This window comes from Tenacibaculum sp. SZ-18 (genome assembly GCF_002813915.1).
In the GTDB taxonomy this organism is placed as follows: domain Bacteria; phylum Bacteroidota; class Bacteroidia; order Flavobacteriales; family Flavobacteriaceae; genus Polaribacter.
In genome coordinates this window covers 1,619,782-1,641,205 of record NZ_CP019335.1, presented here as the reverse complement: position 1 = coordinate 1,641,205, position 21,424 = coordinate 1,619,782, and the positions used below count along the sequence as shown (strand labels likewise).

Genomic DNA, 21,424 nt, shown 5'->3' with positions numbered 1-21,424 from the left:
AACAAAGTAACGAAATTATACGCTTAGTTATGTAATTTTGTTGATATGAATTCAAACAAAATTTATAGTACTTCAAGAACTGTTGTTTCAAAAGAAATAGATGAATTAAATCATGTTAATAATGTTGTCTATGTCCAATGGGTGCAAGATGTCGCAAAAATGCATTGGGAAGAATTAACAAAATACGTTTCTGGTAATAATTATATCTGGGTGGTTTTAAAACATGAAATTGATTATAAAAATCAGGCAGCTTTAGGTGATGTCGTTACTTTAAAGACTTGGGTTGGTGAGACTGCAGGTGTTAAATCTGTTCGACATGTTGATATATATAAAGATGATATTTTATTGGTTACAGCAAAAACAACTTGGTGTTTATTAAATAGCAAAACTTTTAAACCAACAAGAATTACTGAAAACATAACGAATTTGCTGTTACAGCAGTAAATAAAGCTATCTTTGCGGTTTAAATAAAAACAGATGTCAACATTTTTAGATTTAGGTATTCGTAAGGATTTTATAAAAGGTTTAAAAGAATTGGGCATTAAAACGCCGACAGAAATTCAAGAGAAAGCAATTCCTACTTTATTAGCTGAAAGAGCTGACTATATAGGTTTAGCTCAAACAGGAACCGGAAAAACGGCAGCTTTCGGATTACCTATTCTACATCAAATTGACCATGAATCAGAGGTAATTCAAGCATTAATATTATCACCTACGAGAGAATTAGTTCAACAAATAAAAAAACAACTTTTTAAGTTTACTAAGTATGTTGATTATAAGATTTTCGTTGAAGGTGTATATGGAGGAGAGAAGATTGAAAGACAAATAAAAAACTTACAAAGAACTACTCATGTAGTTGTAGCGACTCCAGGTAGATTAATAGATTTAATTGAAAGAGGAGAAATAGATCTTAAGAATGTTAAAACACTTGTTTTAGATGAAGCTGATGAAATGTTGAGTATGGGCTTCAAACAAGAGCTAAATAGAATTTTAAAATATACTTCTGGAAAAAGAAATACTTGGTTGTTTTCAGCAACGATGCCTGATGAAATTCGTCGTATTGTAAAAAGTTATATGAATATTAATGCGAAACGAGTAGAAATAAATCCAGCTTCTGTAGTCAATGAGAATATTACACATTATTATAAAGTAGTAACCTTAGCTGAAAAAACTGCAGAAATTATTTCTTTTTTAGAAGGTAGACAAGATGAAAGAGGAATTATATTCGTCAGAACAAAAGCAGGAGCTCGAAAATTAACGGAGGAATTAACTAAGGATGGTTTTACCATTGGTGTTTTGGAAGGAGACATGAAACAAATTGAAAGAGATAAGGTAATGCGAGCTTTTAAAAATCAAAGTTTACAATACTTGGTTTCAACTGATGTTGCAGCACGTGGTATAGATGTACAAAACTTAAATTTTGTTGTACATCATCAGCTACCAGAACAGCTAGAGTATTATACACACAGAAGTGGACGAACTGCTAGAGGTGGAAATAGAGGAATATCTCAGGCTTTTGTTTTATCTAATGAAATTGAGAATATTCATCAAATCCAAAAAAGATTAAATATCAAGTTTATTAACAAATAAAACTTTATCCCCTATGGATATAATATATGTTATTGATATTCTAGGAACCTTCTCTTTCGCTATTAGTGGTGCTTTAGTTGCTTCTAAAAAGGAATTTGATTTATTTGGAGTAATAATTCTCGCATTTGTTACCGCTGTAGGAGGAGGAATGCTGAGGGATATTTTAATTAATTCTCATCCGATTAATTGGATCGGCGATCTTAATTATATCTATACCATTTTTATAGCTGTAGTTTGTACATTTTTATTTAAAAGTAAAATCGCTCCATTGAGAAAAACTTTCTTTTTATTTGATACTATAGGAATTAGCGTATTTACCTTGTTAGGCTTACAAAAAGGTTTAAGTTTAAACTTACCAGCTATTGTAGCGATTATTATGGGAATGGTTTCCGCTGTTTTCGGTGGTGTTATTCGTGATGTATTGTCCAGAGAGATACCACTAATTTTTAAAAAGGAAATTTATGCATCAGCTTGTTTATCAGGTGGATTGATGTATTTGTTTTTGAGAAACCTCCAAATTTCAGATGATGTAAATTTTATATTTTCTGCTGTTATAATAATTATCATTCGAACAGTTTCTGTAGTTTATCATTTAGAGCTTCCTAAAATTAAGGATGATATTTTTGGTAAGAAAAATTAACTTAGGTTAAGAATTTTTGCAAGAACATGTGTAGTTTACTGATTTATCAAAAAAAGAGCTAAAAAATAATATATCCTTGTTATTGCGGTTGTTTTTTTATGGATTTGTTAAAAGTAAAAATTCCATTCATCGAAGAATATAAACCGTTCACCGTAACTTCTATGCTGAAATAGTATTACATTCGATTGATCTTGTATTAGTTACTTAATTTTAGAACATTAATACAAAGACCCTTAGAATTTATGTTTAAACAATTAATACTTACAATAGCACTTGTGTGTGCATTACAAGTATGTGCACAAACGACGAAGACTTGTGATAAACAAGAGGAAACTGTTCTAGATCTTAATAGTATTACTAAATGTTCAATAGAGAAGACTGATAAAAATTTGAAAAATTCTAAGGTCGCAGTTCAAGTAACCTCAAGAAGAAGAGTTGTAAGAAAAAGGGACGAAGCTACTGGTGTTATGACTAATAGCTATTCTCATAAACTTGCAAAAATTAAAAAGAAGACTGAAATAGTAAATAGTATAACCGTGGATAAAAACACAGGTATGAAAGTCATTCCTTTTAACTATGTAGATGAAATTCCATTATTTAAGAATTGTGAAAGTGTTGCTGTTTATAAACAAGAAAAATGTTTCAAATCAGAATTAGCGACCCATATTAAAAAATATCTTAGGTATCCAGAAAATTCATACGACAAAGGTATACAAGGAAGAGTTTTTGTACACTTCATTATTGATCGTGAAGGAAATGTGGATAAAATGAAAATAGTTCCTCCGTATAAAGGAGAGGAGTTGGGAAAAGAAGCTGAAAGAATTATGAAAAAGCTTCCGAAGTTTAAGCCAGGAAAACAATCAGGAACTCCAGTTACTGTTAAATATGGCTTGCCAATTACATTTAGAATACCTGGTGTAAAGCCATCAAATATTAGAAAAGCAACTAGAAAGGAAGTTGTAGCAACAGTATATGATTTTAGTGATGTAGATAAAATACCACAATTTAACGTTTGCGATTCAGCTCAAGACAGATCATTAGATTGTTTTAACAAAAGTTTGGTAAATCATATCCAAGACAATTTTGCTTATCCTACAGAAGCCATTAATAAAAATGTAGAAGGAAAAGTGTTCGTAAAATTTGTTGTGAATACCAACGGTGAAGTAGTAAACATTGAAGCTAAAGGTCCAGCCAACGGGTTAGATTTAGAAAAAGCGGCGAAAGAATTAGTCGAAAAATTACCACCGTTTAAAGCAGCTGAAAAAGCAGGTAAAAAAGTGAACATAAGATATTCTTTTCCCGTAGTGTTTAAATTAAATTAAAAAAGCAATACATATTACATCTTATAACATAACTGTCCTGAAACTTTCAAATTTTAGGACAGTTGTTTTTATTAGTTCACAAATTGATTATTCACCATTTGGTATAATGAAGCTTTAGCCCCAAAATACTTATTAAAATTATCGATAGCTTTTAGCTGAGTTTCAATTAGTTTTACTTCTCGGTAATTAATTCTAAATAAAGATCCTTCACCAAGTAAAAACATGCGTTCTTCCGCTTTAACTAAAATCTTGTATTCATTGACTAAATCATCTAAAACTTTATTTTGTTCTAAATATGATAAGATTTCATTTTGAATGGCATTAATTTTATTTGAAAGATTAGCTTTGTTTGATGAAATTACGAAATCAATATCCTGTAATTTTAAACGTGCTAATTTTAGGTCAGAGCGTTCTTTTCTTAAAAATAAAGGAATACTAACGTTTAAACCAGTTTTATAATTATCAATATCAAAATTTGATAGATCGCCAAATTTTGAACTAATAAAATTATATTCGATGTCTACTTTTGGTAATAAATCATTCAATCGTAATCTTTTGTCGATAAGTAAATTTGCTTTCTTATACTCTAAAGATCTAATTTTAACATGATTGTTTACAATATTTTGGTTATTATTGAATGTGTTAGTGTTTAAAGTGGAATCGATGTTTTCCAACATGTCGGTATCAGGTACAATTCCAACCTCTAATTCCAAAGGCAAGTTTTTATCTAGCCATAAAAAGTTTGCCAGTTTTAATTTTGATTTAATGTATTTAAGCTTAGCTTTTTCCAAATCCAGAACTCTATTTTTTAAATTTATGGAAGCTTCTAAAGTATCCACAGCTGGTTTATCACCTTCTTCAAAACTTCGCTTAACATTATAAAAACGATTTTTAGCATTGTTTAAAAAAATGACATATGTATTACGTTTTTCATATTCTTTTAACCAGTCTAAATAAGTTAATATGGATTTGTATAATATTTCGTTTACTAACATTTGCTGATCTGCTTTTGCTTGAGATCTATATATCTTGGCTTTTTTTAATGTTGCCATTCTTTCGTTTGTTAATAATCCTTTTGCTAATGAAGCAGAAACACCTGCACTGAATAATCCATCATCGGGCACTCTTAATTCAGGATTTAAGAAATTTCCGGAATTCTTTTCGTAATTTCCTTTGAATTCAATTCCGTACCATGTGGGAATTTTAAAAGTAGTATTTAGTTTATCAAAATAGTTGGTGTTTTTGAATTTCTTTTTATCATAATCTACTTCTAATTTAGGATCAAAAGCACCACGTGCTTTCATTAGTTTAATTTCTCCTTCTGAGGTTTTAAGTTCTGCTTGTTTCACTATAGGGTGAAACTTTTTCACGTATCCAATGTACTCACTTAACGTAAGAATCGAGTCTATTTTGTTTTGAGAGAACACAAAACAAGTTGATATAAGTAGAAAAAAACTTAAAATTTTCTTCATTATTTTTCCTTTTTAGTGCTGTTATCCTTTTTTCCTTTTGGTTGATAAAAGTTAGGAGGGAAGCTGTTAATTTGTCTCCATAACTCAAACCAAATTGGAACATTTTCTAAAAGAGCAATTGTTTTTGCTCCAGAACCTACACGTATTGCTGTAGGCCATGGATGATCATCGGGATTAGGAGCAATTAAAACTCGATACATACCGTTTTCACTAATGAAATTTTCAATCGCGACAACTTTAGCTCCATAAGTACCGTAGGATACATTTGGCCATCCACTAAATACAATTGCAGGCCAACCATCGAATTGTACTCGAACGTCTTCATCAATATGAACCAATGGTAAATCAATCGGTCTAACGAACATTTCAACAGCTAATTCATAATTTGCTGGCATGATACCTACTAACTGATCTCCTTCTTTAAATGTTTCTCCAATTCCAGATTTAATAGCTTTATTAATAAAACCGTCTTGTGGAGCTGTTATGTAAAGCAAACTATTTCTTCTTGCATAATTAGCAACGTTAATTTCTAATTTTGAAACTTGAGCTTTTGTATCTAAAGCAGCTGATTTTGCCGTGAATAAATCACTATTTGCTTTAGCAATTTTGTCATCGTAATTTGCTGTGATTGTCGACAATTCAATTTTTGCATTAATGACTTTATTTTGAGATGCTAAGTATTTATTTTCTTGTGAAATCAATTTAGCTGCGGCTTCTTGAAGTTTAGCACGTTTCTCTTCAACATCTTTAACTGCTTTTAGACCTTCTTTTTGAAGATTGATAACACGATCAAACTGTGTTTGTGCAATTGTATTCTTAATTTTAGCTGCTTTAAAGTCAATACTATCACTCTTAACTTGTAAACGAGATTGTAGTAACTTGTTGTTTGCTTGTTTTAGTTTTAAAGTTTTCTCTCGTTTTAATGCATTAACTTGCCTATTAAGAGCATTTACTTTGTTGTTGTAAGCATCAACTGATTGCGATTTTACATTTAATTGTTCTTGTGTTCTTTCAGTTAAGCGAGTATCGAAGTAATCACTTTTTATCTCAGAGATTCTTAAAATAGTATCACCTTTCTTTACAAAATCACCTTCACGAACAAACCACTCCTCAATTCTTCCAGGAATTTGAGATTGTAAAGTTTGTGGTCTTTGATTTGGTTGTAAGGTTGTTACATTTCCTTTACTTGAAATGTTTTGCGTCCATGGTAAAAAGAGTATGATTAACATAATTATGGATGCTGCGAGTAAAAATTTTCTAAAGGTTTTATAGTATTCTTTTGTGAATATATTTTTACCTGATTTGAAACTAGTCAAATCAATATTTTTTGATATAGAATTGTTAGAGATATTTAGCATCTTTTTTATTTTTTAATTTGACCTTTTTCCAAAACTATGTGCTTGTTACATTGTTTCTTCCAATTATTATTGCTACTCACTACAATTAAACTCCAAGGTTGATCTGGGTTAGCCAAGTAATTAATAATTTTCTTAGTCTCTTCCTGTTGGAACTGATCTAAAGGATCCTCAAGAATCAAAAGTTCAGGTTTAATTACAATAGCTCTTGCAAGAATAATTTTCTTAGCGATGGTGTAAGCCATTTGTTTCCCTTCTGGTTTCATGATTGAATTTAGCCCGTTAGGTTGAATTTTCAAGAATTCTGTTAATCCAACCACGTCTAATACATGATAAATTTCATCATCTTTGATCTCTGTATTACCGAATGTTATATTTTCCCTTAATGTCCCTTCAAACGGTGTTTCCTCAGATAATGATAAACCTAATTTTGAGCGATATGAGTTAATGTGTAAACTTTGAATGGAAAGATTATTAACATTAATAAATCCTGCGGTAGGCTCATTTACAGCAGCAACAAGTTGAAGTAAACTAGATTTACCTGATCCACTTTCACCTTGCACTAATATTCGATCTCCTCTTTCAATTTTAAGATTTATATTACTTAGAATAGGTAATATTCTATTTGATACCTTATAAGAAACATCCTCTAAATGAATAGGTAAAACTTTTGTTAATGATTCTCCGAACTGTGTTTCGATGGGTTTGTCAGCTACCTGCCCAAGTTTTTCAATAGAAGTTAACACATCATAAAAAGATTCTAATCCTAAAATTAATTTTTCAACTGAATTTATTACTAACAATACAATGATTTCAGCAGCTACAAACTGTCCGATATTCATTTTTTGATCCAAGACTAAAAATCCTCCAATTAAGAGTAATCCTGCCGTTACAAGTACTTTAAAACTTATCATTTGAATAAACTGAATTACCAAGATTTTAAAGTGGCTTTCTCTTGAATGAAGATAATTATGTACAAGATTATCATTTTTTTGAAGTGCTAAACTTGTTTTACCAGAAAGTTTAAAACTAACCACGGAGCGAGCAACTTCTTGTAACCAGTGAGCAACTTTATATTTGTTTTTAGACTCATCTAGACTAGTTTCGATTCCTCGTTGTGCTGTTAATTTAAATACGCCGTAGATTAGTAAAACCAATAATAATCCGAATAGGATAAAAAATGGATGATAGAATGAAAGTAATAATAAAGCAAAAATAATCTGTAAAAATGCAGAAGGAACGTCTATTAAGATTTTTGATAATCCTTTCTGGATTGTCAGAGTATCAAAAAACCTGTTGGCTAGTTCAGGAAGATAATAATTTCTTAATTCTTTCATTTTAATTTTAGGAAATCGATAACTTAATTCAAACGATGCTCTCGTAAAAATTCTTTGCTGAATGGTTTCAATAATTCTTAACTGCATTAATTTTAAAACACCAGAAAATATCACTCCAATCGTTACTAGAACTACAAGTACAATCCAAGAAGCAGAAACTTGAGCTCCTTGGATAAGGTTTATAATTGCTTGAATTCCTAGTGGAAGCGATAATGAAACTAATCCCTCAAAAATTGCATAGTAAGCAATTTGAAAGATATCTTTACGCTCTATCTTTAATAAACCTAAAAATCTCTTCCAAGGTGTTAAGGTGTTGTTAGTCATTAGATAATATTTTTAGAATTAAGTCTGTATAAAATTTAGTGGGTGAAATGTTGTTATTGCAATTGGTAATTGTTTTAAAATGTAATTTCAAAAACTGTTGATGTAAAGCTCCTTCTGTAATAGAACTGGCTAATGATGTAGGAAATTCATAGGTTTTATTATGATCCGAAACAATAGAGGCTAATCTCTTAACTACTCGTTTATACGATGAAAAGTAGCCTTCTTTGTTCTCAGAATCTACTCGTTTCGTTAAATATGATTTTGAGTTTTCATTAATGATAATTTTATTTAATATGACTTCATTAATGTGTGAGAAATTTTTGTCTTCTTCTGTAGTTCTTGTCACTACTTCTATGGCTTGAATTAATTTTTCTGTGCTATCCTTTATGCTAAAGGTTTCAATGACTAATTGGTATTCAATCCAACGCCAATACCATGAGCTTAAATAAATAAGCAACATGTGCTTACTTTCAAAATACCTGTAAATTGAACTTTCATTAGACCCTATAAGTTGGCCTAACTTTTTGAAAGTAAAATCTTCAAAACCAATTTCATCAATAAGTATGATGCTATGTTCTACAATTTTTTTTCCTAATTCAGAAGATTCAGGATTTTTAATATAGATTCCCTCAGGGACTTCTATTTTAATATTTGAAAGTAATTCATCCATTACTGATTGCTTTTTCTGCAAATATAATAGTATTACTATTAAAACAAAGTTAAAATTTCTCTTTGTTTACTTTATTAGTTTATTTCTTAAACAAAATTTGTATATTTGATTAAGCAAAATGTACTTCAATGGCGAAAAAAAAGAACATCACAAAAGACGAAATAATTAGTAAGTATATGGATTATGTATTGACACATAACGAAGAACCGAAGTCTGTCTACTTATTTAGTAAAGAGCACAATTTTGATGAACAATTATTTTACACTCATTTTTCATCATTTAAAACAATTGAAGGAGCAGTGTTTGAGGCTTTTCATTCTAGTACTTTAAATCTTCTTACTAAAAGTGAAGATTATAATTCTTATGATGCTAAAAGTAAATTATTAAGCTATTACTACACGCTTTTTGAAAACTTCAATGCGAATAGAAGTTATGTTGTCTACGTCTTGCAACATAAGAAGGATATGTTGAAGAAGGTTAAAAGTTTAAATCACTTAAAAAATCATTTCAAAATATTTATTGAAAGTTTAGAGATTGAAAAATTGGATTTAAAGCAAGAACGTTTGGAAAAAATACAGGATCGTGCCATAACAGATAGTGCATGGCTCCAACTAATTATTACTTTAAAGTTTTGGTTAGAAGATACATCACCATCGTTTGAAAAGACAGATATATTTATTGAAAAGTCTGTAAATACAAGTTTTGAATTAATAAATATTGCACCAGTTAAAAGTGTTATCGATTTAGGTAAATTTATATATAAAGAAGTAGTGAGAAAATGAAGACGATAGATAATATCCCCACTTCCAAAATTCAACGAGCGTCAAAATTAGTTCAAACAGGAGCTAAGGTTGGAGTTAATTTCATAAAGTACTATGGAAATAAGCTTGTAAATGGAGAAGAAGAAGCAAAAGAACAATTAAATAAAGATAATGCTGAAGATATTTATAATGGACTAAAGCAATTGAAAGGAAGTGCTTTAAAGGTGGCGCAAATGTTAAGTATGGAAAAAGGGATTCTCCCACAAGCTTATGTAGAGCAATTTTCACTTTCACAATTTTCTGTACCTCCCTTGTCTGCTCCACTTGTAAAAAAAACTTTTAAAAAATATTTCGGTAAATACCCGAATGAGTTGTTCGATAAGTTTGATTTAGAAGCGGTAAGTGGTGCTAGTATTGGACAAGTCCATTTAGCTGAAAAGGATGGAAAGAAGTACGCTGTTAAAATTCAATATCCTGGTGTGGCAGAAAGTATTTCAACTGATTTGGCGCTAGTGAAACCCATTGCTATCAAAATGTTTAATATTCGTGGAAAGGATAGTGATAAATATTTTAAAGAAGTTGAAGATAAGTTAATAGAAGAAACCAATTATATACTTGAAGTTTCTCAAAGTCAGTCGATTGTTGAGTCATGTAAGCATGTAAAGAATTTAAAATTCCCAAACTATTATACCGAATTTTCTTCTGACCGAATTATTACAATGGATTGGATGGAAGGTGTTCATCTTTCTGAGTTTACTTCAAGGAACAACGACACAAAAGTTTCTACCAAATTGGGGCAAGCATTATGGGATTTTTACATGTATCAAATGCATAAGCTAAGAAAGGTACATGCTGATCCTCATCCAGGGAATTTCTTAATTTCTAAGAATAATGAATTAGTTGTTCTAGATTTTGGTTGTATGAAGGAAGTTCCAGAAGAGTTTTACGTTCCTTATTTCGAATTGGCAAAACAAGAAAATATTTCTAATCCAGAATTTTTTGTTAAAAAGTTATACGAGTTAGAAATTTTAAGAGAAGATGATACGAAAGAAGAATTAGCTTTTTTTCAAGATATGTTTCATGAAATGTTGAGCCTTTTTACACAACCATTTCATCAAGATATTTTTGATTTTTCTAATGCTGAGTTTTTTGGTAAGATTACAGAATTAGGAACCAAGTATGCCAAGAGTACTGAATTAAGAAATATGAATGGAAACAGAGGCTCAAAGCATTTCATTTATATCAATAGAACTTTCTTTGGTTTATATAATTTAATGCATGATTTGAAAGCAACAAATGTTAAAATCAACAATTTTACCAAATATTAATGAAGTATTTCGACAAAAATAGCATCGCTAATTTTGATAAAATTCATCGAATCAATTTGATGAATAGTTTATCGGGTTACAAGTCTGCAAATTTATTAGGAACCGTTTCAAATGAAGGCTTTGAAAACGTCGCAGTTTTTAGTTCAATTGTTCACTTAGGATCAAATCCTCCCGTTTTAGGTTTTATTTTAAGGCCAACAACAGTACCTAGAAATACTTATGAGAACATTATAAATACGGGATACTATACTGTAAATCATATAACTGAAAAATTCACACACCAAGCGCATCATACGTCAGCTAAATATAATAAACTAATATCTGAATTTGATATGACTGGTTTAACACCAGAGTATAAAAAGGATTTTCATGCTCCTTTTGTTAAGGAGTCTCCAGTTCAAATTGGTTTGAAATTTCTTGAAGAATATCACATTAAAGCGAACGATACCTTGTTAGTTGTTGGAGAAATTCAGTGTTTCTATGTGAACGAAGTAATGTATGATGATAGAGACGGATTTTTAGATTTATCCAAAGGAAATGTTGCAACTATTAATGGACTTGATGCTTATGCAATTCCAAAAAATAATACGAGATATGAATATCAAAGACCAAAAAAAATAGAAGAAAAAGCATGAAAATATTAATCACAGGTACAACAGGCTATATAGCCAAAAGATTAGTTCTAAAGTTGTTGGAAGACAACCATGAACTAGTTTGTTGTGTCCGTGATTTAAACAGAATACCAGATGAAATCGAATACAAAGAGAATATAGAATTTCTAAAAATTGATTTTTTGGAAGATGATACTCCAGATTTTCCTGAAGATATTGATGCAGCGTATTATCTAATTCATTCAATGTCTACTAGTTCAGCAAATTTCGAAACATTAGAGAAGAAATGTGCTTCAAAATTTAAGGAACTAATTGAGAAAACATCATGCAAACAGGTACTTTATTTAAGCGGAATTGTAAATGACAATTCATTGTCAAAACATTTAAAATCTCGTTTACAAGTAGAAGAAATTCTGCATTCATCAGAATATTCGTTAACAACTTTTAGAGCAGGAATTATAGTAGGAAGTGGAAGTGCTTCTTTCGAAATTATACGCGATATTGTTGAGAAGTTACCAGTAATGATAACACCGAAATGGTTAAATACCAAAACTCAACCGATAGCAATTAGAGATGTTTTGAACTTTTTAGTTAAAGCATTAGGTAATGAGAAAGTGCTAAATAAGTCATTTGATATTTGCGGCCCAGAAGTATTAACGTACAAAGAAATGCTACTGGAGTTTGGCAAAGTTAGAGGGTTGAAAAGGTATATATTGACTTTGCCCGTTTTAACACCTAAACTATCTTCATATTGGTTATATTTTGTGACATCTACATCATTTAATTTAGCAAAGGCTTTGGTTGATAGTATGAAAGTTGAAATAGTAGCAAAGCCAAATAATATTAATGAAATTTTAGATGTTAAGCCAATTAAATACTCTGAAGCAGTTTCATTAGCATTTCAAAAAATCGAACAAAACGCGGTAATTTCTAGTTGGAAAGACGCTATAAGTAGTGGAGTCTTTAAAGACCAACTCAGTAAGCATGTTAGAATGCCACATTTTGGTTGTTTCAAGGATATTCGATCGAGAAAAATATTAGATGAAGATGTGACATTATCAAAAATATGGTCGATCGGTGGAGAAAATGGGTGGTATAGTTACACTTGGTTATGGAAAATTAGAGGATATACAGATAAGTTAGTTGGAGGAGTTGGTTTAAGACGAGGAAGAACTCACAGTACTTATTTAGAGCCAGGCGATCCTTTAGATTTTTGGAGAGTTCTTTTAGCTGATAAAAATGAAAAGCGATTATTATTATTTGCTGAAATGAAATTACCTGGTGAAGCTTGGTTAGAGTTTAAAATTGTAAAAAATCAATTATATCAACGTGCAGTTTTTCGACCAAAAGGTATTTGGGGAAGAATTTACTGGTATGCAGTATTACCATTCCATGCATTTGTTTTTAATGGAATGATAAATGCTTTAGTAGCAGAAAAATGAGAGGAGTTAAAAAACAACATTTGCCAACAAAAATATGTTTGGTTTGCGAAAGGCCATTTAAATGGAGGAAAAAATGGGAGAGAGATTGGGATAATGTAAAATACTGTAGTAAAAAATGCAAAAGTCAAAAACAGCAATAGTTTGGTTTACAAACAACCTAAGAGTTAATGATAACAAAGCACTTTACGAAGCTTGCGACAAGTATGAGCGAGTGATAGGTGTGTTTTGTTTTAACCCTAGGTTATATGAAAACACCCAATTTGGTTTCAAAAAAACAGAAAAATATAGAGCTAAATTCACATTAGAATCAACAGAAGAATTACGTGTAAATTTAAAAGCATTAAACATTTCTCTCTTCTTATGTTATGAGCATCCGCAACTTTTTTTGCCTAAATTTTGTCTGAAGCATAACGCGGATGCTCTTTTTTTTCAACAAGAATTTACATACGAAGAAACAGAGGAGATTAATGATATAAAGAAATTAATTCCAGAGAATATTGAGGTGTTTGAATTTTATGATCAGCTTTTATATGACCCATCTGATCTTTCCTTTAAAATTCAGCAAACACCTCAAGTTTTCACAGATTTTAGAAAAAAGGTTCAGAAATACTCAAAAGTAAAGAACGTTGTTTACCCTAATAAAAAGTGTAAAGAGAACTTATTAAATGAGCAAAATGAAAGAATAACTCTTGAGACATTAGGATTTACGAATTACAATATTACCACTCAAACTGCCTTTCCATTTCAAGGTGGAGAGCATTCAGCTTTAAAGAGGTTACAAGAGTATTTTTTCGAAACTGAAAACCTTTCATTTTATAAGAAAACAAGAAATGGGCTTTTAGGTACAGAATATAGTTCCAAGTTTTCGCCGTGGTTGGCTAATGGTTGTATTTCGCCAAAAACTATTTATTGGAAGGTTAAAGAGTACGAAAAAACTGTCGAAAAAAATGATTCTACGTATTGGTTGATTTTTGAACTTATTTGGAGAGATTACTTCAAATTTATTTCTATGAAACACGGAAATGATTTGTTCAAATTAGAAGGGATTCGTCAAATAAATTATGAATGGAAAACATCTAAAACCTTAGTTCAAAAATGGATTAATGGTGAAACAAGTGAACCTTTTGTAAATGCTAATATGATTGAATTAAGAGAGACAGGATGGATGAGTAATCGAGGTAGACAAAATGTAGCATCGTATTTCGCAAAAGAATTATTACTCGATTGGAGAATTGGTGCTGCATATTTTGAAAGTATGTTATTAGATTACGATGTGCATAGCAATTATGGCAATTGGCAATATGTTGCAGGTGTTGGAAATGATCCGAGAGATAGAAAGTTTAATATTAAACTACAGGCTGAAAGATATGATTCGAACGGAAAGTTTCAGCGCACGTGGCTACAACCTATATTATTTTAAATGAACAAAAGCATAATCATATTTCCCCATCAGTTGGTTCAAAATCTTAAAGATTTTGTTTCTAGTGATACAACAGTATTTCTAGTGGAAGAGACATTATTTTTTAACCAATATAATTTTCATAAACAAAAACTTGTTTTTCATAGGTCATCTATGAAATTTTATGAGGATTATTTATCGAATATTGGTTTTAAAGTAAATTATATAGATGCTAAAAATGAACTTAGTGATACTCGAAATTTACTTTCATATATATTAAGAAAAGGGATAGAAGAAGTAACTATTTTCGATCCAACTGATAATTGGTTGGAAAAAAGAATATCTGAAGTAAAAGAGAATCTAAGGATTAATTGGTTAGAAAATCCTCTCTTTCTCAATACCAAAGATGATTTATCTAGTTTTTTCAAAGAAACTAAAAAGAAGTTTTTTCAGACCTCGTTTTATAAAGAACAACGATTAAAGCGAAATGTTCTGGTAACTAATGGAGAACCTGTAGGAGGAAAATGGACTTATGATGTGGATAATCGTAAAAAATATCCAAAGAATAAAATTACACCTGTCGTAATATTTCCTGATACAAATGAATTTTTTAAGAAAGCTGTTTCTTATGTGAATTCAGAGTTTAAAGATAATGTCGGAGAACTTCATGATTTTCAAATTTATCCGTCTACTTATAAAGAAGCTGAAGATTGGTTAAGAGATTTTTACGAAGTTAGGTTTCATGAGTTTGGAGATTACGAGGACGCTATTTTACAGGATAGAAATTTTTTACATCATAGTATTTTATCTCCTTTAATCAATGTCGGATTGCTTTCACCAAAATATGTAATAGAGTCTTCTATCGATTATGCAACTAAAAATGATATTCCAATCAATTCTTTAGAAGGTTTTGTGCGTCAAATTTTAGGGTGGCGAGAATTTATAAGGGGAGTTTATATGGTAAAAGGTTCAGAAGAAAGAACGAAAAACTTTTGGAAACATTCAAGAAAAATACCTGATTCATTTTATGACGGTACCACAGGAATCTTACCAATCGATAAAACAATTAAAAGAGTTATTAAAACTTCATATACACATCATATTGAAAGATTGATGATACTTGGAAATTTTATGTTGCTATGTGAATTTGATCCTGATGAAGTATATAGATGGTTTATGGAGTTATTTATTGATGCTTATGATTGGGTAATGGTTCCAAATGTATATGGTATGAGTCTTTTTGCTGATGGTGGACTAATGTCTACAAAACCGTACATAAGTAGTAGTAATTATGTAAAGAAAATGAGTGATTATCCTAATGGTGATTGGCAACTTATTTGGGATGGATTATTCTGGAGATTTATGGATAAGAACAGAGAATTCTTATCAAAGAATCCAAGATTACGAATGTTGATTTCTAATTTGGATAAAATGAGTGATGAAAAGAGAACTACTTTATTCGAAAAAGCAGAAGGATTTCTAGAAACTTTAGAAAATAATCATGACGAAAGAGAAGTGAATTTTAGTTTAAAATTTAATGAAGAATAAGGAAAATATAGCAATTGTTTGGTTAAAGAGAGATTTACGTTTACATGATAATGAAGCATTACATAAAGCGATAAATTCAAATAAACGCGTACTTATCTTATATGTTTTTGAAAATTTATTATTAAACGATCCTCATTACAGTGATCGTCATTGGAATTTTATCAAACAATCTCTCTCCGATATAAATAAAACTTTATCAGAGTACAATACTAAAGTACTGAGTGTTACAGGAGATATATTTGCTGTATTTAATCAACTTCAAACTAAGTATGTTATAACAGATGTTTATTCTCATCAAGAAACGGGTTTACTTATTACTTTTAACAGAGATAAAGAGTTCGCTCGATATTGCAGAAATAATTCTATTGAATGGACTGAAACCATAAATAACGGAGTTTTAAGAGGATTATTAAACAGAGATGATTGGTTTGAGAGATGGGAAGATTATATGTATCAGCCTCAAATTGAATTTAATGGTTCTGAGGAATGTTTTATATCCTTATCAGAAATTCATACACTTTCAGAGTATTTTAGAACAACTAATTTAAAAACAAAAGATAACAGCAATTTTCAGTACGGCGGAACTAAAACTGCTTGGAAATATGCCAATTCATTTTTTGATGGTAGGTATGAGAATTATATGTTTCATATTTCAAAACCAGAAGCATCAAGAACAAGTTGTAGTCGATTATCTCCTTATATCGCTTGGGGAAATGTATCAATTAGGGAAATATTTCAGAAAGCGAAGAAATTAAAAGAAAGCTCTTCAGAAAAGAGACATTTAGGAGCATTTATCTCAAGATTGAGATGGCAAGCACATTTTATACAAAAGTTTGAAATGGAATGTACCATGGAAAACGCAAGTATTAATAAAGGATACCATAAGCTAAAAAAATCGATTTCTGAAACATATATAAAAGCCTGGGAAACAGGACAAACTGGTTTTCCTCTAGTGGATGCTTCTATGCGATGTTTAAATGAAACTGGATTTATAAATTTTAGAATGCGTGCAATGTTAGTTTCTTTTTTTACACATATTTTGTGGCAACCATGGCAGCAAGCAACGCATCATTTATCTAAGAATTTTTTAGATTTTGAACCGGGAATTCACTTTCCACAACTCCAAATGCAAGCAGGTGAAACAGGAATAAATAATTTAAGAATTTATAATCCAGTGAAAAATAGTCACGACCACGATCCAGATGCTGTATTTATTAAAAAATGGGTACCTGAATTAGCAAATTTACCAGTACCATTTATTCATGAGCCATATTTAATGACACCATTAGATCAACAGTTTAATAACTGTATTATTGGTAAAGATTACCCTAGTCCTATTGTTGATATAAAAGAAAATAGGAAAAGAGCGAGCGAAATACTTTGGAATATGAAAAAAGACAAAGATGTACTCCGTGAGAGTTTAAGGATATTGAAGAAACATACGATTAATAATAGAAGTAGAATGCTAAGAGACGAATGATTTTTAATACAACATACAACAACGAAGATTTTAAAGTTCATAGTAAAGAACTATTAGGAAATCCATACACTTTAATTCAAAAAATTAGAATGAACGGAATAGGTTCAGGAAGGTTAATTATAAAAGAATTAAGTGAGAAGTTATATCCTAGCCAAAAACAATTTTCTGAATTAAATTATGGAAATATTGAGTTACGACCGAATGGGATTTTAGTTCACTTTACCAATAGATTGGAGCGTTATTCTTGGTGTATCCCTTATTACAAACTTGTGATTTATAATTCAAGTTTCTTTAGTATTCATGCAAATGGAAACTTTATAAAATTCGTAAAAAATAAGAATTATATTGAAAATAAAAAGTTTATAAATCGTATGATTGACTTAAAGAATGAGTTCTTAAAATTAGATTATTATGACGGATAGACAGATTGATAGAATTATTGAAATGGCTTGGGAAGATCGTACAACGTTCGATGCTATTAAATTTCAATTTGGTTTAAAAGAGCAGGAAGTAATTAACCTAATGAGAAGAGAAATGAAGCCTGCCAGTTTCAGAATGTGGAGAAAAAGAGTTTCTGGTCGTGCTACGAAACACCAAGCAAAAAGAGATTTTCCGAAAGGAAGATTTAAATGTACAAGGCAAAGAAATATATCAAATAATAAAATCTCAAAAAGATAAACATCATGAAAACTATTTTAGTAGTAGGTGGGAGCAGGGGAATTGGAAAAGCAGTTATTGAAAATTTAAAGGAAAATCACAGAATTATAAATTTTAGTCGAACTGAAGGTATGACACATCCAAATGTGACTAATTATACAATTGATGCTATTTCAAGTGATTTGCCAGAATTAGGAGATGAAATTAATGGCTTGGTCTATTGTCCTGGAAGCATTAATTTAAAACCTATTAACAGATTGTCTTTAGACGATTTTAGAAAAGATTTCGAAATTAATGTTATTGGAGCGGTAAGAATAATTCAAAATTATATCAAACAATTAAGAAATAGTGATTCTAGTGTAGTTTTATTCAGTACGGTTGCTACAAAGTTGGGAATGCCATTTCACGCAAGTGTTGCCGCAAGTAAATCCGCTGTAGAGGGTTTAACAAAATCATTAGCAGGTGAATTTGCAACTAAGGTAAGATTTAATTGCATCGCTCCAACAGTTACTGATACCTCTTTAGCTGAAAAGCTTCTTAGAAATGATAAACAAAAGGAAAACATGGAAAATCGTCATCCTTTGAAAAAATATTTACAAGCAGGAGAAGTTGCAAATTTAGCTTCTTATTTACTATCTGAGCAATCAAATGCAATATCAGGTCAGGTTTTTCCAATTGATGCAGGAATTATAAGCTTAAAATTATAATATGAAATATCTATACGCCTTATTATTTATGATACAATTCACCCAAGATAAAACGGTTTTATTCGATTTTGAAAAAGGTTGTAATATTTCTAATTGGCAAATAACTAATGATACAGTTATGGGAGGAATTTCTTCCTCCCAAATTTATTTAAATGATGCCGGCAATGGTGTTTTTACCGGTATGGTGTCAACCGATAATAACGGAGGCTTTGCTATGACTAGATATCCTTTATCTGTCGATTTCAATTCTTCATCGAAGTTCATAGAATTAAGAGTTAAAGGAGATAACAAGAAATATCAACTAAGACTTAAATCTAATAGATATCAGCGTTATTGGCACATACAGACTTTTAAAACTTCTAACACTTGGGAAATAATCAAAATACCATTAGAAGATTTTTATGCCTCTTTTAGAGGATATCGATTAGATATCGATAACTTCAGTGGAAATAAAATCAAAGAAATCGCAATCCTCATAGGAAATAAAAAGGATGAAAAATTTAAACTAGAGATTGATTATATTTCAGTTAATTAAATCTTCCAAGTAAATTTAAAGGTAGTTCCTTTTCCTTCATCTGAATCAACAGTTATTGTACCTTGATTTTTAGCGACCAATTTTTGAACAATGGCTAATCCAATTCCTGTGCTGGTCTCATCATTTTTATCGAGCTGACTGAACATTTCAAATATTTTTGAGTGATATTTATCATCTATTCCTGGTCCATTATCTTTTACAGAGAAAATATATTCGCTATCCGTTGTAATTGCTGATATATCGATACATGCTTTTTCCTTGTCGTTATATTTTATAGCATTGCCAATTAAGTTTTGAAAAACATGCTCTAATTCTAATCTGTTTGCAAATACTTGAATATCTTCATCTGGTAAATGAAAAGTACTACTGTCTGAATAATTTAAAATTTCAATTAGTTCGATTAGTAAACTATTTAAGCTAAATATTTCTTTGGACTTTTTTCCTTTAGCAATTTTTGAATACTCCAATAATCCGTTAATTAAAGAATCCATTTTTAAAACTCTACCTTTTAGCAATTCAAAATGTTTCTTTGCATTTTTATCTAATTCCAAATCTAAATCTTCTTCAATAAAAGTGATAAGACTGTGCATAGCAACTAATGGCGCTTTTAAATCATGAGATACAATATGATTAAAACTATCGAGCTCGGCGTTGTAATTTTCCAGTTGTATTAAGTTTTCTTTTAGTTCCTTATTGACATTCGTTAATTCATTGGACTTACGTGAAATTTCTATTCTTTGATTTATTGCGAGTTCTCTTGATAATTCTAATTGAACAAAAGATCTTGAAAATCGAAACATTAAAAGCATCGAAAGCATTAAAAAAACTAAAACATAACCGAAATTCACGTAAATGATAAGATTTTCCAACTTCCCAATAAAGATAAATATGTGTAAAAAGAAAACTATTAAACCAAGAAGAACCCCCGAAATTAATAAAATTGAGTCGTGCTTTTTTTCTTTAATAGATTTGATAGTTATATAAAATGCGTAAAGAATATTCAACAGCATATAAATTAAAAAGGGTAAAACAAACTTTGTAAAATGTGGAGCAGGTAACACAATTACTAGAAAACTTAAAGTATAAAACCCAACTATTAATATCTTATAATACAACTCATGCGTGTAGTCTTTAAAAATAGTATTAAAAAAAAGGCTAACCGCTGTTCCAGAGTAAAATAATGATATATATTCTACCTTTGTTAATAATGCCCAACTCATTGTGGGAAACAATTCTGCTAGAGGAGCATATCTACTGCTTAATGCCATATATGACAAAGACACACAAGCAATACCTATATAAAATATAGCTTTGTCCTTATTCCAATAAAAGAAAAAGAATAGGAGAAAGAATAATCCTATAAAACCAAGGCACCCAATAAATAACATATCCGCTATTATTTTGTTACGGTTTTTGGAATTAAGATATGAACTTTCGGCAATTGATAAAGGTTTATCCAAACCACCTTTATTATGATAGAAGTTTACCACTTGAATAATTATCTCAAAATTTGATTCGTGAATATCTAATGGAATTGTTTGACGATATCTTCTATGAAGTACATCGTTTCTTACATTAGTTACTTTTCCAATTTCAGAAATTAGTTTTCCATTAACCCATGTTTTTGAAGCAGCATAAGCTGGTGGTATAAAAATAGAAGAACTAGGTCTATTTAATGGTAAGGTAAATCGTAATCTATAAGTGGCATAACCAAAAGAAGGTAAGTGCTTTTTATTTAGTTTAAAGAGAGTCCAACTCTTTAATTCAACTATACTATCTGGTTTCGATAACTCTGAGAAGTCTTCAGGTTCAATTAATTTATTCCAATAAAATTCCCATCCCGAATCAAGTAATGTTTCGGTATTTTGTGAAACAACAGGATTTTTTGAGTGTTCTTGTGCTTCGCCTTTATGAATTGAACTGATACCATACCCAGAATGATTAAAAAATAAAATAGATATACAAAAGAGCGTATACCATAAAAACGTTGAGTTTAATCTATACATCAAGAAGAGTCTGTAATAACAATTGTATAATTCATATTAAATTACAATTTAGTTAATATTAATGACTTAGTGAAATAAGAATTGCAAACTTTTTTTGATACAAGTAAGTGTTTTCATAGGTTATTTACATTGGAAAAATCTTAATTATATACTTTTTTACAGTTCAAATTGAAATAACGATGTTTCAAATTAATTAGTTTCCATGACTTGTTAATTATGCAGAAATTTGATTCATAACCA

At 30.2% G+C, this 21,424-nt stretch carries 21 protein-coding genes; 16 read left to right on the top strand and 5 right to left on the bottom strand.

What is annotated here, in order from left to right; all coding sequences use genetic code 11:
* The first annotated feature begins 45 nt into the window (after window positions 1–45).
* From BTO06_RS07465 to BTO06_RS07450, 4 genes are all read left to right on the top strand, one after another.
* The gene (locus BTO06_RS07465; protein WP_100924700.1) at window positions 46–444 is read left to right on the top strand and encodes an acyl-CoA thioesterase; all 399 of its coding nucleotides are present in this window, start codon (window positions 46–48) and stop codon (window positions 442–444) included.
* Window positions 445–477: 33 nt separating this feature from the next.
* Window positions 478–1,590, top strand: a complete 1,113-nt coding sequence (locus BTO06_RS07460; protein ID WP_100924699.1) for a DEAD/DEAH box helicase — start codon at window positions 478–480, stop codon at window positions 1,588–1,590.
* Window positions 1,591–1,603: 13 nt separating this feature from the next.
* Window positions 1,604–2,230 (top strand): trimeric intracellular cation channel family protein, encoded by a 627-nt coding sequence (locus BTO06_RS07455; protein ID WP_100924698.1) that lies wholly within the window; start codon window positions 1,604–1,606, stop codon window positions 2,228–2,230.
* Between the two features lie 242 nt (window positions 2,231–2,472).
* Window positions 2,473–3,552, top strand: coding sequence for an energy transducer TonB (locus BTO06_RS07450; RefSeq protein ID WP_100924697.1), 1,080 nt, complete (start codon window positions 2,473–2,475; stop codon window positions 3,550–3,552).
* 71 nt (window positions 3,553–3,623) lie between these two features.
* On the opposite strand, the gene BTO06_RS07445 is transcribed toward BTO06_RS07450, so the two are convergent.
* The 4 genes from BTO06_RS07445 to BTO06_RS07430 are packed head-to-tail and all read right to left on the bottom strand — an operon-like array spanning window position 3,624 to window position 8,710.
* Window positions 3,624–5,024: a TolC family protein gene (locus BTO06_RS07445; RefSeq protein ID WP_198517143.1), complete on the bottom strand. Its 1,401-nt coding sequence runs from the start codon at window positions 5,022–5,024 to the stop codon at window positions 3,624–3,626.
* Complete coding sequence (locus BTO06_RS07440; RefSeq protein ID WP_100924696.1) at window positions 5,024–6,382, bottom strand: HlyD family secretion protein; 1,359 nt, start codon at window positions 6,380–6,382, stop codon at window positions 5,024–5,026. The genes BTO06_RS07445 and BTO06_RS07440 overlap by 1 nt, the downstream gene beginning before the upstream one ends.
* A gap of 5 nt (window positions 6,383–6,387) precedes the next feature.
* Window positions 6,388–8,040 (bottom strand): peptidase domain-containing ABC transporter, encoded by a 1,653-nt coding sequence (locus tag BTO06_RS07435; protein WP_100924695.1) that lies wholly within the window; start codon window positions 8,038–8,040, stop codon window positions 6,388–6,390.
* Complete coding sequence (locus BTO06_RS07430) at window positions 8,033–8,710, bottom strand: TetR/AcrR family transcriptional regulator (RefSeq protein WP_100926740.1); 678 nt, start codon at window positions 8,708–8,710, stop codon at window positions 8,033–8,035. Before BTO06_RS07430 ends, BTO06_RS07435 begins: the two co-directional genes overlap by 8 nt.
* 128 nt (window positions 8,711–8,838) lie before the next feature.
* Here BTO06_RS07430 and BTO06_RS07425 point away from each other — a divergent pair, with 128 nt between their 5' ends.
* From BTO06_RS07425 to BTO06_RS07370, 12 genes are read left to right on the top strand one after another with little or no spacing between them, the layout of a single operon-like run.
* On the top strand, window positions 8,839–9,492 hold the full coding sequence (locus tag BTO06_RS07425; RefSeq protein ID WP_100924694.1) for a TetR family transcriptional regulator C-terminal domain-containing protein: 654 nt from the start codon (window positions 8,839–8,841) through the stop codon (window positions 9,490–9,492).
* Window positions 9,489–10,799, top strand: a complete 1,311-nt coding sequence (locus BTO06_RS07420) for an ABC1 kinase family protein (RefSeq protein ID WP_100924693.1) — start codon at window positions 9,489–9,491, stop codon at window positions 10,797–10,799. The genes BTO06_RS07425 and BTO06_RS07420 overlap by 4 nt, the downstream gene beginning before the upstream one ends.
* Window positions 10,799–11,434 carry a flavin reductase family protein gene (locus BTO06_RS07415; RefSeq protein ID WP_100924692.1) on the top strand — a complete coding sequence of 212 codons (636 nt, stop codon included), beginning with the start codon at window positions 10,799–10,801 and terminating at the stop codon, window positions 11,432–11,434. Before BTO06_RS07420 ends, BTO06_RS07415 begins: the two co-directional genes overlap by 1 nt.
* Window positions 11,431–12,852, top strand: a complete 1,422-nt coding sequence (locus BTO06_RS07410) for an SDR family oxidoreductase (RefSeq protein ID WP_100924691.1) — start codon at window positions 11,431–11,433, stop codon at window positions 12,850–12,852. The genes BTO06_RS07415 and BTO06_RS07410 overlap by 4 nt, the downstream gene beginning before the upstream one ends.
* Window positions 12,849–12,992 carry a DUF2256 domain-containing protein gene (locus BTO06_RS07405; RefSeq protein WP_100924690.1) on the top strand — a complete coding sequence of 48 codons (144 nt, stop codon included), beginning with the start codon at window positions 12,849–12,851 and terminating at the stop codon, window positions 12,990–12,992. The genes BTO06_RS07410 and BTO06_RS07405 overlap by 4 nt, the downstream gene beginning before the upstream one ends.
* Window positions 12,968–14,272 carry a DASH family cryptochrome gene (locus BTO06_RS07400; RefSeq protein WP_100924689.1) on the top strand — a complete coding sequence of 435 codons (1,305 nt, stop codon included), beginning with the start codon at window positions 12,968–12,970 and terminating at the stop codon, window positions 14,270–14,272. The genes BTO06_RS07405 and BTO06_RS07400 overlap by 25 nt, the downstream gene beginning before the upstream one ends.
* Window positions 14,273–15,799 (top strand): cryptochrome/photolyase family protein, encoded by a 1,527-nt coding sequence (locus BTO06_RS07395; RefSeq protein WP_100924688.1) that lies wholly within the window; start codon window positions 14,273–14,275, stop codon window positions 15,797–15,799.
* Window positions 15,789–17,279 carry a cryptochrome/deoxyribodipyrimidine photo-lyase family protein gene (locus BTO06_RS07390; RefSeq protein ID WP_100924687.1) on the top strand — a complete coding sequence of 497 codons (1,491 nt, stop codon included), beginning with the start codon at window positions 15,789–15,791 and terminating at the stop codon, window positions 17,277–17,279. The genes BTO06_RS07395 and BTO06_RS07390 overlap by 11 nt, the downstream gene beginning before the upstream one ends.
* The gene (locus BTO06_RS07385) at window positions 17,276–17,701 is read left to right on the top strand and encodes a hypothetical protein (protein ID WP_100924686.1); all 426 of its coding nucleotides are present in this window, start codon (window positions 17,276–17,278) and stop codon (window positions 17,699–17,701) included. Before BTO06_RS07390 ends, BTO06_RS07385 begins: the two co-directional genes overlap by 4 nt.
* Window positions 17,691–17,957, top strand: coding sequence for a TIGR03643 family protein (locus BTO06_RS07380; RefSeq protein ID WP_100924685.1), 267 nt, complete (start codon window positions 17,691–17,693; stop codon window positions 17,955–17,957). Before BTO06_RS07385 ends, BTO06_RS07380 begins: the two co-directional genes overlap by 11 nt.
* A gap of 5 nt (window positions 17,958–17,962) precedes the next feature.
* Window positions 17,963–18,643, top strand: coding sequence for an SDR family NAD(P)-dependent oxidoreductase (locus BTO06_RS07375; RefSeq protein ID WP_100924684.1), 681 nt, complete (start codon window positions 17,963–17,965; stop codon window positions 18,641–18,643).
* A 1-nt stretch (window position 18,644) separates the two neighbouring features.
* Window positions 18,645–19,178: a CIA30 family protein gene (locus BTO06_RS07370; protein ID WP_100924683.1), complete on the top strand. Its 534-nt coding sequence runs from the start codon at window positions 18,645–18,647 to the stop codon at window positions 19,176–19,178.
* On the opposite strand, the gene BTO06_RS07365 is transcribed toward BTO06_RS07370, so the two are convergent.
* Window positions 19,175–21,184 carry a sensor histidine kinase gene (locus BTO06_RS07365; protein ID WP_100924682.1) on the bottom strand — a complete coding sequence of 670 codons (2,010 nt, stop codon included), beginning with the start codon at window positions 21,182–21,184 and terminating at the stop codon, window positions 19,175–19,177. The two genes, BTO06_RS07370 and BTO06_RS07365, sit on opposite strands and share 4 nt — an antisense overlap.
* Window positions 21,185–21,424 lie beyond the last annotated feature (240 nt).